The 14,948-nt window shown below is 39.2% G+C and carries 13 protein-coding genes, 2 tRNA genes and 1 pseudogene; 14 read left to right on the forward strand and 2 right to left on the reverse strand.

What is annotated here, in order from left to right; genetic code table 11:
• Positions 1 to 58: 58 nt before the first annotated feature.
• The 9 genes and pseudogenes from H6G06_RS02065 (at position 59) to H6G06_RS02105 (ending at position 8,027) form a co-directional block, all read left to right on the forward strand.
• Positions 59 to 301, forward strand: coding sequence for a DUF1902 domain-containing protein (locus H6G06_RS02065; RefSeq protein ID WP_190556582.1), 243 nt, complete (start codon positions 59 to 61; stop codon positions 299 to 301).
• A 3-nt stretch (positions 302 to 304) separates the two neighbouring features.
• Positions 305 to 502: a type II toxin-antitoxin system HicA family toxin gene (locus H6G06_RS02070; protein ID WP_190556584.1), complete on the forward strand. Its 198-nt coding sequence runs from the start codon at positions 305 to 307 to the stop codon at positions 500 to 502.
• 102 nt (positions 503 to 604) lie between these two features.
• Positions 605 to 1,270 (forward strand): hypothetical protein, encoded by a 666-nt coding sequence (locus tag H6G06_RS02075; RefSeq protein WP_190556586.1) that lies wholly within the window; start codon positions 605 to 607, stop codon positions 1,268 to 1,270.
• A gap of 19 nt (positions 1,271 to 1,289) precedes the next feature.
• A pseudogene (locus H6G06_RS02080) lies at positions 1,290 to 1,629 on the forward strand (XisI protein).
• 79 nt (positions 1,630 to 1,708) lie between these two features.
• Complete coding sequence (gene glcD / locus H6G06_RS02085) at positions 1,709 to 3,190, forward strand: glycolate oxidase subunit GlcD (RefSeq protein ID WP_190556588.1); 1,482 nt, start codon at positions 1,709 to 1,711, stop codon at positions 3,188 to 3,190.
• A gap of 239 nt (positions 3,191 to 3,429) precedes the next feature.
• Positions 3,430 to 4,671 carry a glycoside hydrolase family 10-like protein gene (locus tag H6G06_RS02090; RefSeq protein ID WP_190556590.1) on the forward strand — a complete coding sequence of 414 codons (1,242 nt, stop codon included), beginning with the start codon at positions 3,430 to 3,432 and terminating at the stop codon, positions 4,669 to 4,671.
• Positions 4,671 to 5,252, forward strand: coding sequence for a hypothetical protein (locus H6G06_RS02095; protein ID WP_190556592.1), 582 nt, complete (start codon positions 4,671 to 4,673; stop codon positions 5,250 to 5,252). The genes H6G06_RS02090 and H6G06_RS02095 overlap by 1 nt, the downstream gene beginning before the upstream one ends.
• Before the next feature lie 391 nt (positions 5,253 to 5,643).
• Positions 5,644 to 7,905 carry a GAF domain-containing protein gene (locus H6G06_RS02100; protein WP_190556595.1) on the forward strand — a complete coding sequence of 754 codons (2,262 nt, stop codon included), beginning with the start codon at positions 5,644 to 5,646 and terminating at the stop codon, positions 7,903 to 7,905.
• Positions 7,906 to 7,955: 50 nt separating this feature from the next.
• Positions 7,956 to 8,027: transfer RNA gene (locus tag H6G06_RS02105), tRNA-Lys, on the forward strand.
• A gap of 96 nt (positions 8,028 to 8,123) precedes the next feature.
• Here the strand turns inward: H6G06_RS02105 and H6G06_RS27190 are convergent.
• Complete coding sequence (locus H6G06_RS27190; RefSeq protein WP_242039571.1) at positions 8,124 to 8,414, reverse strand: hypothetical protein; 291 nt, start codon at positions 8,412 to 8,414, stop codon at positions 8,124 to 8,126.
• Between the two features lie 733 nt (positions 8,415 to 9,147).
• Here H6G06_RS27190 and H6G06_RS02115 point away from each other — a divergent pair.
• Positions 9,148 to 9,393, forward strand: coding sequence for a hypothetical protein (locus H6G06_RS02115; protein ID WP_190556597.1), 246 nt, complete (start codon positions 9,148 to 9,150; stop codon positions 9,391 to 9,393).
• Positions 9,394 to 9,542: 149 nt separating this feature from the next.
• Here H6G06_RS02115 and nagZ read toward each other — a convergent pair whose 3' ends face one another.
• A complete protein-coding gene (gene nagZ, locus H6G06_RS02120) occupies positions 9,543 to 10,631 on the reverse strand; it encodes a beta-N-acetylhexosaminidase (RefSeq protein WP_190556599.1) in 1,089 nt (362 codons plus the stop codon).
• A 191-nt stretch (positions 10,632 to 10,822) separates the two neighbouring features.
• On the opposite strand from nagZ, the gene pds reads away from it, so the two are divergent.
• The 4 genes from pds to H6G06_RS02140 all read left to right on the forward strand — a co-directional run bounded on the left by pds (position 10,823) and on the right by H6G06_RS02140 (position 14,926).
• On the forward strand, positions 10,823 to 12,268 hold the full coding sequence (pds, locus tag H6G06_RS02125; protein WP_190556601.1) for a 15-cis-phytoene desaturase: 1,446 nt from the start codon (positions 10,823 to 10,825) through the stop codon (positions 12,266 to 12,268).
• Positions 12,252 to 13,184, forward strand: a complete 933-nt coding sequence (crtB, locus tag H6G06_RS02130; protein ID WP_190556602.1) for a 15-cis-phytoene synthase CrtB — start codon at positions 12,252 to 12,254, stop codon at positions 13,182 to 13,184. The genes pds and crtB overlap by 17 nt, the downstream gene beginning before the upstream one ends.
• A gap of 132 nt (positions 13,185 to 13,316) precedes the next feature.
• Positions 13,317 to 13,408, forward strand: a tRNA-Ser gene (locus tag H6G06_RS02135).
• Positions 13,409 to 13,600: 192 nt separating this feature from the next.
• Positions 13,601 to 14,926 carry an ABC transporter substrate-binding protein gene (locus H6G06_RS02140; protein WP_190556604.1) on the forward strand — a complete coding sequence of 442 codons (1,326 nt, stop codon included), beginning with the start codon at positions 13,601 to 13,603 and terminating at the stop codon, positions 14,924 to 14,926.
• Positions 14,927 to 14,948: the final 22 nt, after the last annotated feature.

Genomic DNA, 14,948 nt, shown 5'->3' on the forward strand with positions numbered 1-14,948 from the left:
ATACTATCCCCATTGATAATTAATTCTCTTTTATGTTCAGTCTAGAGAGTTTGGAATTATGACACAAATCACTTATCAAGTTGAAGCATTTTGGGATTCAGAAGCGGATGTTTGGGTTGCAACTAGCGAAGATGTACCAGGTTTGGTAACAGAAGCTTCGACTATTGAAGTTTTAACAGAAAAATTGCGAGTTATAATTCCAGAATTATTGGTATTGAATCATATTGTACCTGCTGATTATTTAGGTTCTATTAGCTTTGAGTTAATTAGTCATAGACAAGAATTGATTCAGGTGGCTTGATATATGAGTACATCCTTTACACCTGAATTGAAAAAAATACTTTCAGAAGCAGGTTGCTATTTTGAACGTCAAGGTAAAGGTGATCATGAAATTTGGTACAGTCCTATTACACAACGTAGATTTGTAGTTGATAGTTGTATCAAGTCCCGTCACACTGCTAATACAGTTTTGAAACAAGCTGGTCTACCGAAATCTTTTTAACATGAATAGATAAATTAACCGAGTATCCAATTTTGCTGTAGCTTAATTTTGACGTACAATGTCAAAAATTACATCATTCAATTATAGACAGAGGAATAATTCATGACTAAACAGATGATCGGAAGTGGGAAAGGTTTTAGTAAGCGATATAATAAAAAATACAAATTTGATGATTCTTTTGATTTTGAAGGTCTAGTTAATGGTACAAAAATTTTGTTAGCTCATCCAATAGAGGATGAAGTAGCAGGTTTAGGAGATATATTTTCTATACTCACCTATGATGATTTAAATGATCAGCCAGACATAAGATTAATCATGGAAACTGCTTTTAGTGCTGAGTTAATAAAACTAGCAAGAAAGAAAAAGTCTAAAGAGGGTAAAGGTTTACTAACCTTAACTCCAAAACAGTATCGTATGTTGTGGGGAATTGCAGATCCTTCTGATGGAAAATTAGTTTTTAATTGGTGGAATCAATCTGAATTAAAAGTTGCTCAAGAACGAAGTCTTGTTTTTGGAGGTACTCGGATACTTGGTAAAGTAGCTATTCCCTTAGTTAATGAATGTAGAAATAGGTTTCCTGTCATTATTCATGTTGTTCCTTTTAAAAATACTGATGGAAATTTGATTCATCCACATTTAATTTTTACTGTTCCGTTTAGTATTGATGAAGCAAAAGGAGATTTGCAAATTTTTGTTGAGGAACGTGAAATTCCTCCTTTAACAGAACAGGAATTACGCAAAATAGAACGAATGTCTGGGAATTCATGAATTATCGCTACGGAAGAATATGGATAAAGTAACCAAATATCGAGAATACATTAAAACCCTACTCACAAATTACGCCAAAGACGATATTTCCACCGAAGAAGTAGATGTACAACTCATCTTTGATACAGAACACGACCATTATCAATGGATGAACGTTGGATGGGAACATTTAAACCGCGTGTATATAACTATCATCCATCTAGATATTAAAAACGGCAAAATTTATTTGGCTACAACAAAACCTCACAGAAGAAAATCCCGCAGAAGATTTAGTAAAAATGGGTGTTCCCAGAGAAGATATCGTCCTGGGATTACATCCTCCTTATAAACGTCCCTATACAGATTATGGAGTAGCCTAAAAATCTCTCTTCCTCTCTGCGACTCTGCGCCTCTGCGTGAGAAAATAAATAAACATCTACCACCCATAAAAAAACCATAATGCTAACCCAAGATAAAGAACAAGATAAAACCCAAATAGACTGGAAACCCATCATCAAAAAATTCATCGCTGTCCTGGGTGAAAAAGGAGTAGTAAAACGCCGGGAAGAACTCCTCACCTATGAATGCGACGGTTTAACCAGCTATCGCCAAACACCCCCAGTTGCTGTTTTACCCCGCACCACCGAACAAGTAGCGGAAGTTGTGAAAATATGTAATCAATATTCCGTCCCCTTCATCGCTAGAGGTTCAGGAACCGGTTTATCAGGTGGCGCTTTACCATCAGAAGATTCAGTTTTAATTGTCACATCTTTAATGCGGCAAATTCTCAAAATTGATTTAGAAAATCAGCGTGCTATTGTGCAACCAGGGGTAATTAATAGTTGGGTGACACAAGCTGTTAGCGGTGCTGGTTTTTATTACGCACCAGACCCTTCTAGTCAAATTATCTGCTCAATTGGTGGTAATATTGCTGAAAATTCTGGGGGAGTACATTGTTTAAAATACGGTGTAACAACTAATCATGTTTTGGGTTTAAAACTCGTCCTTCCCGATGGTTCAATTGTGGATGTGGGTGGACAAATTCCCGAAATGCCAGGTTATGATTTAACAGGTGTATTTGTGGGTTCAGAAGGAACTTTAGGAATTGCTACAGAAATAACTTTAAAAATCCTCAAAAGTGCTGAATCAATTTGTGTATTATTAGCAGATTTTACCAGTGTTGAAGCTGCGGCTGCAAGTGTTTCTGATATTATCAGTGCTGGCATTATTCCCGGTGGGATGGAAATGATGGATAATGTTAGTATTAACGCTGTTGAAGATGTTGTTGCTACTAATTGTTATCCCCGTGATGCGACGGCAATTTTGTTAGTAGAAATTGATGGTTTAGAAGTAGAAGTTGCAGAAAATAAACAGCGCGTAGCAGAAATTTGTTTAAAAAATGGAGCGCGGAATATTACTTCTGCTGCTGACCCAGAAACCAGATTAAAATTATGGAAAGGGAGAAAAGCCGCCTTTGCGGCTGCGGGACATATCAGCCCTGATTATTATGTTCAAGATGGGGTAATTCCTCGGACTCAATTACCTTATGTTTTGAATGAAATTGAGGCTATCAGCCAAAAATATGGTTATCAAATTGCGAATGTGTTTCATGCTGGGGATGGAAATCTTCATCCTTTGATTTTATTTGATAATTCTATCCCCGGAGAGTTGGAAAAAGTGGAAGAAGCAGGAGGAGAAATTCTCAAGCTATGTGTAAAAGTTGGTGGTAGCATTTCTGGTGAACACGGTATTGGTGCGGATAAAAAATGTTATATGCCAGATATGTTTAGTGATACAGATTTAGAAACTATGCAATGGGTAAGGCAAGTTTTTAATCCTCAAGGTTTGGCTAACCCTGGTAAAATTTTCCCCACTCCGCGCACTTGTGGAGAAGCTGCAAAAGCAACTCATCAGCAGTTTTCTGGGGTGGAAAGGTTTTAATTTGATCCCCCAACCCCCTAAAAAAGGGGGGCTAATACGTAGAGGTTTAGCAATGCTAAACCTTAAAAAATATAATACCCAGATCTCCTACTTCTCAAAGAAGTCGGGGATCTATCTCCGGGCTGATATCATCTGTATTCTTTATTCCTTATCAGAAAATCATCAGATCATTATATAATCCTGACAAATCTAACTTGATTTTGTAGTTATATATATGAAAAATTAATTTTAGTTTGCAGATGAATAGGGTGATACGCCGTTGTTTTTCATTATTACTATGTTTAGGGTTTGTAATTAGTTTAACAGTATTTCCAATTTATTCTACTTCGGTTTCTTCTCAAAAAACAAATGCTTTAACTACAGAAATCCGTGGCGTTTGGCTGACTAATGTTGCTAGTGGTGTGCTTTTTGTGCCTTGGGGTTTGGAAAGGGCGATCAATCAATTAGCAGCACTTAATTTTAATACAATTTATCCGGTGGCGTGGAACAGAGGTTACACTTTTTACAACAGTGAGGTTGCTAAAAGTATTACTGGTGCAAATACTCAACCTTTTCTCAATTTTATGCAGGGTGGAAAAGATGTTCTGTCCAAGTTGGTAAGGTTGGCAAAAAATAAGGATTTAAGTGTGATTCCTTGGTTTGAATATGGTTTCATGACTCCGCCTAATTCTGCATTGGCTAAGGCGCATCCAGAATGGTTGACAAGTGGGCAACAAGGTATAAATTCTGTGGCTGAAAATCTGCCAGACGAAATTAATAATAATGGTGTTTTTAATCGGCAGGTATGGCTAAATCCTCTTCATCCCCAAGTGCAAGAATTTATCCTGGGTTTAATTTTGGAAGTTGTCAAAAATTACGATGTGGATGGGATTCAAGTTGATGATCATTTTGGAATGCCTGTACAATTTGGTTATGATTCATTTACTGTTAAACTTTACCAAAAAGAACATCTAGGTAAGAATCCACCTACTGATCCTTTTGATGCAGAATGGATGCGGTGGCGGTCAGATAAAATTACTGATTTCATGGTGAAAATTAATCAAGCCGTGAAGAGAATTAAGCCGCAAGCCAAAATATCTCTTTCTCCCAATTCCCAGTATTTTGCCTATAAATACTATTTGCAAGATTGGGAAAATTGGGTAAATAAAGAGTTGGTGGATGAGTTGATTTTGCAGGTATATCGAGATGATAATAATTCTTTTATTACAGAAATTGAAAAACCTGGGGTAAAATTAGCTATGACTAAGATTCCTGTTAGTATCGGTATTTCAACGGGAACTTTAGTTAGTCCTGTGGATATTGAAAGCATTCAAGAAAAGGTACAAATTGTGCGCGATCGCAATTTTTTAGGCTTTTCTTTTTTTTATTGGGAAAGTTTGTGGGGTTACATCTCTCCCGAATCACCCCAAAAGCGACGTAAGGCTTTTTTAGAAATGTTTTCTACTCAGGCTGTTAAACCTTTAAAACTAAAAAAATTGTGATGCAATTAGTGTCAGTGAAAACTCAAGTTAGTATTTTAAATTTTATATTATTGTGGAGTTTCGCCACTTTGAGTGGTTTTCTTTTAAGTTTACTTTTGATTGAAATTGGTGAAAAGCCTGATGTTGGAGTGCTAGAAGCTGCTATCGGCGGATTAGCGATCGCACTTCCCCAATCTTATCTTCTCAGACAGACTATTTTACCTTTGGGCTGGATCATATCAACGCTGTTAGGTTGGGTATTAATCACCGCTATGGGTGTAGGTGCTGTTGGTTGGTTTGTACTATCCACAGAGTTTTTATATTATCGAATCTTCTTTGGAATTATTTCCGGGGGTATTGGTGGTTTAGTGATTGGACTGGCACAATGGTGGTTAGCAATACCCTCATCAGTCTCCTGGGGATGGTCTTGGATGTTCCTCAGTTCCGCAAGTTGGGCGATCGCTCTCAGTATTGGTTCGGTTACAGGTATTTTTTTGCGCCGTCTCACACAGTTATTTTTAGGAGAAATTGTCGGTTTAGCTATTACTTGGCTGGTAGTGGGTATCCTCACAGGTATTAGTGCTTACAGACTGTTGAGGTGACAGGTTACAGGGGGAAGTGATAATCCAATGACTAATGACTAATGACTAATGACTAGAAATATTAAGAATTGTAACAACTATGAAAAATTTCCTAGTTTCTAACTCAGTATATGCCAGAATCTTAAAACATTCTTGACAATAACTTCAGTATACTTGATATAAAAGTAAGATGTATTCTTGCCTGCAACCAGCCGGGCAGTTGAATTTACTCCTATTAGCTTACCGATATTTTCGGTTAAGAAGTAGAGAAAGATATATATAAATATCTATGAGTAAAATCTGAACAATACTTTAGCTTTAGGCGCTAAGGAGGATTTGTCACCAAAATTTATACCAAGAGAGTTTGGATACCAGCGCCTAGAAGAGTCAGCAATATACAACAGGGACTCTCATGAAAATCAATCCAGTTGAATCCATTCTAGATTTAACCAAATCAGCATCTTTGCAGATTTTTTTCGGTACAGAAATCAATGAAAAAAGCAGTAGTGAACAATTTCTACTGAGTATGTATGATTCTGTGCAGACATCAATATTTATTGTCGATGTTCTGGAAGATGGGGATTTCCGGTATTTTGCACTTAATCCTACCCATGAAAGGTGGCTTGGTATTCCCTCAGAGGAACTGCGGGGTAAAAAACCAGAGGATGTTCTTTCTCCTGTTGATGCTGCTAGGGTGCGTCAGCGTTATGCTGATTGTGTGCGGTTTGGTAAAACAATTTCCTATGAACAATGTTTACAATTTCAGGGTGTAAATACTTGGTGGAGTACAACTTTAACACCGTTGCGAAATGCCAAATCTAGGATTTATAGACTAATTGGCACTAGTAGCAATATTACCCCCTCAAAGCTGGTAGAACAAGCAGGAAGAATGCAAGCAGAACGGGAACGTTTGCTAGAAGCTACTACTTTGAGAATTCGTGAATCTGAAGATTTAGAAACGTTTTTTCAGCAAACAGTTAAAGAAATTCGCCATTTACTAGATAGCGATCGCATTCTCATTTATCAATTTGAGACTGATTATGGTGGGGTGATTTTGGCTGAATCAACAATTATGGCTGGTGATTCTCTACTAGGAAGAAAAATCAAAGATCCCTGCTTTGATGCCAAACACCGAGAACGCTATAGACGCGGCTGTATTCATGTTGTTGAAGATATTTATGCCACAGGTTTACATCCTTGTCAAAGAGATTTTCTCGCCTCTATGCAGGTGCAAGCTAATCTAGCTATACCAATTTTATCACAACAGAATTTGTGGGGATTTTTGATTGTTCAATATTGTCGAGAAACGAGACAATGGCAGCAAGAAGAAATTGATTTATGTAAACAAATTGCTCTTCAAATTGGTATTGCTGTACAACAATCTGAACTACATAAACACCTAAAATATCTGCAATCACAACTAGAATTACAAAAGCAACAGCACACATCCCAATTACAGCAATTGCAGAATTTTCAAGCACTTGTCAGGCTGATCACTGAACAAATCCGGGATAGTGTGGATTTTAATCAAGTGCTACAAACTGCGGTTCAAGGATTAGCACAATTATTGCAACTAGAACGATGTCAAATCGAACTTTATAATCCCAGCCAAACATCAGCGATCGTTACCTGTGAGTATAGTTCTAGTTCACCTTATTGTCAGGGATTAACGAGAGAGATTGCAGACTTTCCTCAAGTTTATCAGCCACTGTTGCAAAAACAACCCTTGCAAACAGTGGAAATTCTCCCTGGCAACTATCTACAAATACAGGTTGTTTCTCAACTCGCTTGTCCAATTTTTGATATTCAAGGTATTTTAGGTAATATTTGGTTAATTAAAACTACAGAAGAAAAGTTTAATGAATTAGAGATATCCTTAGTGCAGGAAGTAGCTAACAAATGTGCGATCGCCATTCGACAATCTCAGCTACAGGAAAAAACTAAAGCACAGGTAAAAGAACTAGAAAAATGGGAACGACGCAAAAATGAATTCCTGAAAACCCTTTCTCAAGAACTCCGCACACCTGTTACTAACATTAGTCTTGCTGCTCAAACTTTAGAAAGTTTGCTCACTCCAAATGGTATTCTTGATAGAGAATTAGTACCGCAACTTTTGCAGATTTTACATAACGAGTGTGGACGCGAAAACAAATTAATTAACGATTTACTCACTCTTACATATCTCAAAATTGAACCAGAACCACCGACATTAATCGCTATTGACTTACAAGCTTGGCTAACTCCCATTGTTGAGTCTTTTCGGGATGTTGCAGATTGCCAGAAACAAAACTTAAATTTGAATATTGAGAAAAAACTTCCACCTTTAGAAACTGATATCACTGATTTTGAGCGCATTATTAGCGAACTGCTTAATCATGCTTGTCAATGTACCCCCGCAGGTGAATCAATCATTGTTTCTGCTAACTTAGTTGCAGAAGCAGTAGAGTTGAAAGTCAGCTATTCCGGTGTAGACATTCCCAGTCATGAACTAACACGGGTTTTTCAGCCATTTTATCGCTTTACTAAAAACGCTCCTTGGAAATCCAGCGATTCTGGATTAGAATTGGCCTTGGTGAAAGAGATGATAAAGCGTTTAAACAGTGCAATTGATGTCAAAAGTGTTGATCATCAAATCACCTTCACGCTTAAATTCCCGCTGCATCCAGTTTTTTAACTGCACCACTAGCGCCAGAGTCAAAAGTCTGCTATTATAGGTTTTAGTGCGGGTGATTAGCTCAACGGCAGAGCAGTTGACTCTTAATCAATTGGTTCTGAGTTCGAATCTCAGATCACCCACTAACCGTTATTAAGTTAGCAATAATATTCTATCATCCTGGGTGCGTTATGGTATTTTTAACGCACCTAAACTCTTATGGTTTATTGGTTAAAACCCTAGATTTTTGTACCATCATCAAATCTATACTCTCGATTGTATATATCATCGGGGTCATAACCAATATCACCCACAAAACAGAAGGAAATTGCTAAATGGAAGGTTCTAGTTTCAAAATAAAAATTTTCCTGGGGTGACATTTTCATGAAGTCATTTTTAAACTTTTTCCACTCTCTTTGGTTATGACTATCCATATATCCATCTTGTTTTTGTAAGCGGTTTAACCATTCATCTTTTTCAATTTTTACCGTATTTGCATCTTCTTCAAATTCCAAATAAATTTCTTCCAATATTTTTCGTATTTCCTTGGGATATCTACCAGCTAAAGCTAAAAATGCAATTAATGTTTGCTTACATTCTGGTGATGGTTCAACTTTCCAGGTTGTATCATTAGGTGTTGGAGTCCAGATAATTTTAATGATTTTGCAAATATTAATTAGTCGCTTTGCGGTTCTCGGTGTTAAATCAACGTGCTGACAACATTCCGATATCCATTGAAATTCTTCAGCGGTAAATCTTTCAAAAGTAACTAATGTGTCTGTATTTGCAGTTTGTACGTTTATTTACAAAGTTATATCTATATTTATTTCTCTGCTTTTATTACAAAATATGTCATTTTCTCATCTAAATGTTAAGTGAATAACCTGCTGAATACAAATATTACTGAGGTAGAAAAATTAAACTTTTTCTGTGGAAGTCTCAAAAGTCTTGCTATTCCAAGCTTACAGGATTTGCAATCATATTTTATTAACTGATGTGTGAATGACTCGCTTATTGAGAAATCAGCTAAAACTCATTTGCTGAAAACGCAAACTTTACGTTATCTATGTCAGAAAATTTTTATATTATTATCAATAACTCGAAGCAATTGGACAACATTAAAATTAGTACCTAAGTTTAATTCTCTAATTCGGAGGTAATTAAAAATCATGCCTTTTACTATATAAACAAGTCATTAGTTGAGCAATAACAAATAAGTTCTCAACTAACGTCATAAACCAGGTATTTTTTGGAGAAAAGCTGATGTTAAACATCAAAAATGAATTGTTAGCTGAACTCACTTCTGAAACTGCTGCTAACATTAACGGTGGTCAAGGTGAACAAGGTCAAGGACAACAAGGTGAACAAGGTGGTAAAGAAGATAAAAGTCAGTTTAATTACAACAGGTATCTGAAAGCCTTGGGAATAGCTTATTTGAGTCCTCCAGAAGTTGGTAGCATTACAGATAAGGAAGCGTTGTTAGCTCAATACCAAGGTTGGGAAGATTAGCAAAACTAAGTTATAGGCTTTTCCCACTAAGATTCGACTACTAAGCATAAATCCGGCTTTTAATCCAATTCATGAATAACCAGATACCCGACTTCTTTGAGAAGTTGTAGAGACGTTCCATGGAACGTCTCTACTTTATAACCAGATGTCTACTCAAAACTGCAAGTAATAGCTAACTCGGCATGATTGACTAAAATTTCTTTTTCAAGTTGATAAACTGGATATTGAGGTGTGACAGCTAGTAATTTCTCAATTCTCTTCTGAGCAGCTTCTACAACTGCTTCATTTAAACTACCATTATTTAAACACTTAGCAAAATCTTCTGCTATTTTATATGTTCTCTCTAAGGATGAAGAATTGATATTTCGTGATACTATAAATAAATCACAACCAGCATTAAACGCACGCGCTACTGTTCCCGACTGCATAAACATATCCGAAACAGCTTTCATATCTAAGTCATCAGAAACAACCACTCCTTGAAAATTTAATTCTTCCCGAAGAATGTGATTTAAAATCGTTTTGGATAATGTCGCTGGAACTTCTGGATCAATTTGCGGGAACAAAATATGTGCTGTCATAATTAGCGGTATCTGTTCCTGAATGAGAGTCTGAAAAGGTATCAACTCCCGTTTTCGCAACTCTTCTAAACTTAGATTTAATATTGGTAACTCTAAATGAGAATCTGTGCTAGTGTCTCCATGTCCAGGAAAATGTTTAGCACAACCGAGAATATCCCTTTCCCTGAGTCCTTGGTAATATTCCCGCGCACTTTGACTAGCAGTTGCTGGAGTTGTCCCGAAAGCGCGGGGACCAATAATAGGGTTTTGAGGGTTAGAAAAAATATCAGCAACGGGAGAAAAAGAAAGATTAATTCCCAGTGATTTTAATTCTAAAGCCGTAGCTTTTGCTACTTGATAGGCTTGCGAGCGCAGCAAATAAGCATAAGGAAAGCGAGTAATGGGTAAAGGAGTCCTGACAACCCTTCCACCCTCATGATCTAAGCTGGTAAACAGGAAATCACGTTCAGTATATTCTCGTGTTTGTTGAATTAAATTCTTAAAGCTTTCTAACCAAACCGGATAAGGTACACCATCAAGAAAGTTTTTAGCGAAAAATATCACCCCAACAGGTTTTAACTCATTGAGAACCCGTTTATCATCATCGCTTAAGGTTGTACCCGAAACACCGAGAATGAGGTGATTGCCAAAGCTTTGTAAATGCTGTTTTACTGACATAAGAGTAAAAATAAAGGATAAATTTTCTCTACTCTATCCTTTCTACCCATTATTTTTTAACTGTCCCCAGTCACCAGTCACCAGTCACCTCTTCCCCTGCATTTTCTCCAAGCTAGGCCAAATGTAACAGAATGCAACGTATAATGAGAACCAGGAAACCATTAAGAAATATTGAAAAACAGTAGGTTTAAATGCGAGTTGCTATCGCTGGTGCTGGTTTAGCAGGACTTTCCTGCGCGAAATATCTAATAGATGCAGGCCACACACCCATTATCTTGGAGCGTAGGGATGTATTGGGTGGTCTAGTGGCAGCGTGGAAAGACTCTGACGGCGACTGGTACGAAACCGGGTTACACGCCTTCTTTGGGGCATACCCCAATATGCTGCAACTACTTAAAGAGTTGGGCATTGAAGACCGACTCCAGTGGAAAGAGCATACACTGATTTTTAATCAACCCGATAAGCCCGGAACACTATCACGTTTTGATGTTCCCGATATTCCTTCTCCATTTAATATCATTGCCTCAATTATTCGTAACAATGATATGTTGACTTGGGAGCAGAAGATTCGTTTCGCCATTGGTTTGCTTCCAGCCATAGTTCGCGGCCAAAAGTATGTTGAGGAGATGGACAAGTACAGCTTCTCAGATTGGTTAAAAAGACAAGGTGTTGGTGATAGGGTCGCCAGTGATGTGTTTATTGCTGCTTCTAAGGCGCTAACCTTTATCAACCCCGATGAAGTTTCTTCTACAATTTTATTAACCGCCCTCAATCGTTTTTTACAAGAACGATACGGCTCTAAAATTGCTTTTTTGGATGGTTCTCCCACAGAACGACTCTGCCAACCTATCGTTGATTACATTACCGAACGAGGTGGACAAGTCAGACTAAATGCGCCCTTAAAAGAGATTTTGCTCAACCCTGATGGTACAGTAAAAGGGTTATTGTTGCGCGGGTTAAATGGGGAGCCAGATGAAGAAGTGACAGCAGACTTTTACGTATCAGCCATATCGGTTGACCCATTAAAAGTTATGTTGCCAGAACCTTGGAAGCAGATGGAATTCTTCCAAAAGCTAGAAGGTTTAGAAGGTGTACCAGTAATTAACCTCCATCTATGGTTTGATCGGAAGTTAACAGACATTGATCACCTACTTTTTTCGCGATCGCCCCTCCTCAGCGTTTATGCTGATATGAGCAACACTTGTCGCGAATATGCTCACCCCTCTCGCTCAATGCTGGAATTAGTTCTAGCTCCCGCCAAAGATTGGATTAGCAAATCTGACGAGGAAATTGTCTGGGCTACTATGGCCGAGTTGGAAAAACTCTTTCCTGACCACTTTAAAGGAGACAACCCGGCAAAACTGCTGAAGTCTCACGTCGTCAAAACGCCGCGTTCAGTTTACAAAGCGACCCCTGGTCGTCAACAGTACCGTCCACCCCAAAAAACTCCTATAGCCAACTTCTTTTTGAGCGGGAGTTACACCATGCAACGCTATCTAGGCAGTATGGAGGGAGCAGTACTTTCTGGTAAGCTAACAGCACAGGCGATCTCCGATAGCATAGCGCCATCGGTAGCAAACTCTTCTAACCTGCAAACGCTAACTCGACTGCCCGCAACGAATGCTGCAACTGCCTGATTCCCCCCCGCGCATGAAAACGCTGGTCTCTGTAGATGAGTCCTACAAACTTTGTCAGGAACTCACAGCCAAGTATGCCAAAACTTTTTACCTGGGTACATTGCTGATGAGTCCGGCAAAGCGTCAATCTGTTTGGGCAATATACGCTTGGTGTCGCCGCACAGATGAATTAGTAGATGGCCCCGCATCTGCTATAACCACGCCAGAAACCCTAGACCTATGGGAAAAGCAGCTGGAATCAATTTTTGCGGGACATCCATTAGATAATTACGACGTAGCTTTAGTAGACACACTCCAAAGCTTTGCCCTGGAAATTCAACCCTTTCGGGATATGATTGCTGGTCAGCGCATGGATTTATACCGCAGTCGCTATGAAAAGTTTGAAGATTTGTATCTCTACTGCTACCGGGTTGCTGGCACTGTCGGCTTGATGTCAACCACGATTATGGGTATAGATACCAGCCTCTATACAGCACCCTGGTATCAAAATAAAAAACCTTATCTTCCCATAGACGAAGCGATCGCCTTGGGTATAGCCAACCAACTGACCAACATTCTCCGCGATGTGGGTGAGGACGCACGCAGGGGCAGAATCTATATCCCCCTAGAAGACTTGGCTAAATTCAACTATAGCGAAGAAGAACTTTTTCAAGGTATTTTAGACGACCGTTGGCGTTCCTTGATGCAGTTTCAAATTGATCGCGCCCGCCAATATTACACCAAAGCCGATCAGGGAATTAGCTATCTCGCCCCTGATGCCCGTTGGCCAGTTTGGGCAGCATCTATGCTATATGGACAGATTTTAGATGTGATTGAGCGCAATGATTATGAAGTGTTCAGTCAACGTGCTTATGTTCCCCAGTGGCAAAAATTGCGTACCTTGCCAGCAGCTTGGATGCGATCGCAAGTTTTATAACTTGGTCCTTGGTCATTAGTCATTAGTCATTAGTAACTACTAGCTGACCACTGACCACTGACCACTGACCACTGACAAAAAAACTATTGACTAACCAAAAATTCTCTGCTAACATCATTAAGTATTACCTCTGGAGAGGTGGCTGAGTGGTCGAAAGCGGCAGATTGCTAATCTGTTGATGGAATCGTAAGGTCCATCCGAGGGTTCGAATCCCTCCTTCTCCGTTTATAAGTTTCAACAGTCCTCGGAATTGAACGGATTCACGAGTGTTGTTTTGATTTAGCTTTTATTCCTATATTTTCAAAGGTTGATGTTATTATTTAACCCTTGGAGCTTGAGTCATTTCCAGCTAAACTGACGGGTTAGTTTGATAATTGATTTTCAAGCTTCTCAACTTGAGAGGCGTGAAGGAATATATGGCAAAATTTAGTGTTTCCCTGGCTTTAAGTATGGCAACCCTAGCCAGTGGTTTTCTCTTAGGCGCTTGTGAAAATACCACCACAACCAATGGTGTGGCCAGCAACGGAACTACCGCCACCCCAGCAGCCAACACCACTACCACGGCTGCTAGTGCTAAAGGCTTAAAAATAGGCAGTTTATTACCAACAACAGGTGATTTAGCTTCCATCGGACAACAAATGGTTGGTTCAGTTCCCCTGCTGGTGGAAACTGTCAACGCTTGCGGTGGTGTCAACGGAGAAAAAGTCACATTAGTAGAAGTAGACGACCAAACCAAACCCGAAACCGGTGCAGCAGGTATGACCAAACTAGCAACGGTGGATAAAGTTGCTGGTGTAGTTGGTTCCTTTGCTAGTAGCGTTTCTACAGCTGCTATCTCAGTTGCTGCTCCTAACAAAGTCATGCTAGTTTCCCCTGGTAGTACCAGCCCCGTATTTACCGAAAAAGCCCAAAAAGGCGATTTTAAAGGATATTGGGCGCGGACTGCTCCTCCAGATACCTACCAAGCATTAGCTTTAGCCCAACTTGCTAAGAAAAAAGGTTTTAAAAGAGTTTCTACAGTCGTCATCAACAACGACTATGGCGTAGGTTTTGAAAAAGCATTTGTGCAAACTTTTGAAAAATTGGGTGGAACCGTAGTTAATAAAGATAAACCTGTCCGCTATGACCCCAAAGCCCAAACCTTTGAAACAGAAGCGGGTGCTGCTTTCGCTGGTAAACCTGATGCTGTATTAGCGGTTATGTATGCGGAAACAGGTAGTTTATTCCTTAAAGCTGCTTACCAGCAAGGTGTAGCCAAGGGAGTACAGATCATGCTGACTGACGGAGTGAAATCAGATAGTTTCCCTGAACAAGTAGGTAAAGGTCCTGATGGCAAATATCTGTTATCTGGGGCGATAGGTACAGTTCCCGGTTCCAGTGGTAAAGGTTTAGAAGCCTTTAATAAATTGTGGAAAGACAAAAAAGGCGGTACGCCAGGAGAATACGCACCTCAAGCCTGGGATGCTGGGGCTTTGTTGGTATTAGCAGCCCAAGCAGCCAAGGAAAATACAGGTGTAGGTATTGCTAGTAAAATTCGGGAAGTTTCTGCTGGTGATGGTACACCTGTGAGTGATGTTTGTGCAGGACTGAAGCTACTTAAAGAAGGGAAAAAGATTAATTACCAAGGTGCCAGCGGTGATGTGGATGTCGATGCTAACGGTGATGTAATTGGTGTCTACGATGTGTGGACTGTGGAAAATGACGGCAAAATCAAGGTGATAGACAAGGTTAGTCCTAAGTAGAGGCAGGAGGCAGGAAGCAGGA

It is taken from the genome of Anabaena sphaerica FACHB-251 (genome assembly GCF_014696825.1).
Lineage (GTDB): Bacteria > Cyanobacteriota > Cyanobacteriia > Cyanobacteriales > Nostocaceae > RDYJ01.

What these genes read in the sequence shown, in the direction of transcription:
- H6G06_RS02065 (WP_190556582.1), top strand. Translation starts at nt 59, where the DNA reads ATGACACAAATCACTTATCAAGTTGAAGCATTTTGGGATTCAGAAGCG.
- H6G06_RS02070 (WP_190556584.1), top strand. Translation starts at nt 305, where the DNA reads ATGAGTACATCCTTTACACCTGAATTGAAAAAAATACTTTCAGAAGCA.
- H6G06_RS02075 (WP_190556586.1), top strand. Translation starts at nt 605, where the DNA reads ATGACTAAACAGATGATCGGAAGTGGGAAAGGTTTTAGTAAGCGATAT.
- glcD (WP_190556588.1), top strand. Translation starts at nt 1,709, where the DNA reads ATGCTAACCCAAGATAAAGAACAAGATAAAACCCAAATAGACTGGAAA.
- H6G06_RS02090 (WP_190556590.1), top strand. Translation starts at nt 3,430, where the DNA reads ATGAATAGGGTGATACGCCGTTGTTTTTCATTATTACTATGTTTAGGG.
- H6G06_RS02095 (WP_190556592.1), top strand. Translation starts at nt 4,671, where the DNA reads ATGCAATTAGTGTCAGTGAAAACTCAAGTTAGTATTTTAAATTTTATA.
- H6G06_RS02100 (WP_190556595.1), top strand. Translation starts at nt 5,644, where the DNA reads ATGAAAATCAATCCAGTTGAATCCATTCTAGATTTAACCAAATCAGCA.
- H6G06_RS02115 (WP_190556597.1), top strand. Translation starts at nt 9,148, where the DNA reads ATGTTAAACATCAAAAATGAATTGTTAGCTGAACTCACTTCTGAAACT.
- nagZ (WP_190556599.1), bottom strand. Translation starts at nt 10,631, where the DNA reads ATGTCAGTAAAACAGCATTTACAAAGCTTTGGCAATCACCTCATTCTC.
- pds (WP_190556601.1), top strand. Translation starts at nt 10,823, where the DNA reads ATGCGAGTTGCTATCGCTGGTGCTGGTTTAGCAGGACTTTCCTGCGCG.
- crtB (WP_190556602.1), top strand. Translation starts at nt 12,252, where the DNA reads ATGCTGCAACTGCCTGATTCCCCCCCGCGCATGAAAACGCTGGTCTCT.
- H6G06_RS02140 (WP_190556604.1), top strand. Translation starts at nt 13,601, where the DNA reads ATGGCAAAATTTAGTGTTTCCCTGGCTTTAAGTATGGCAACCCTAGCC.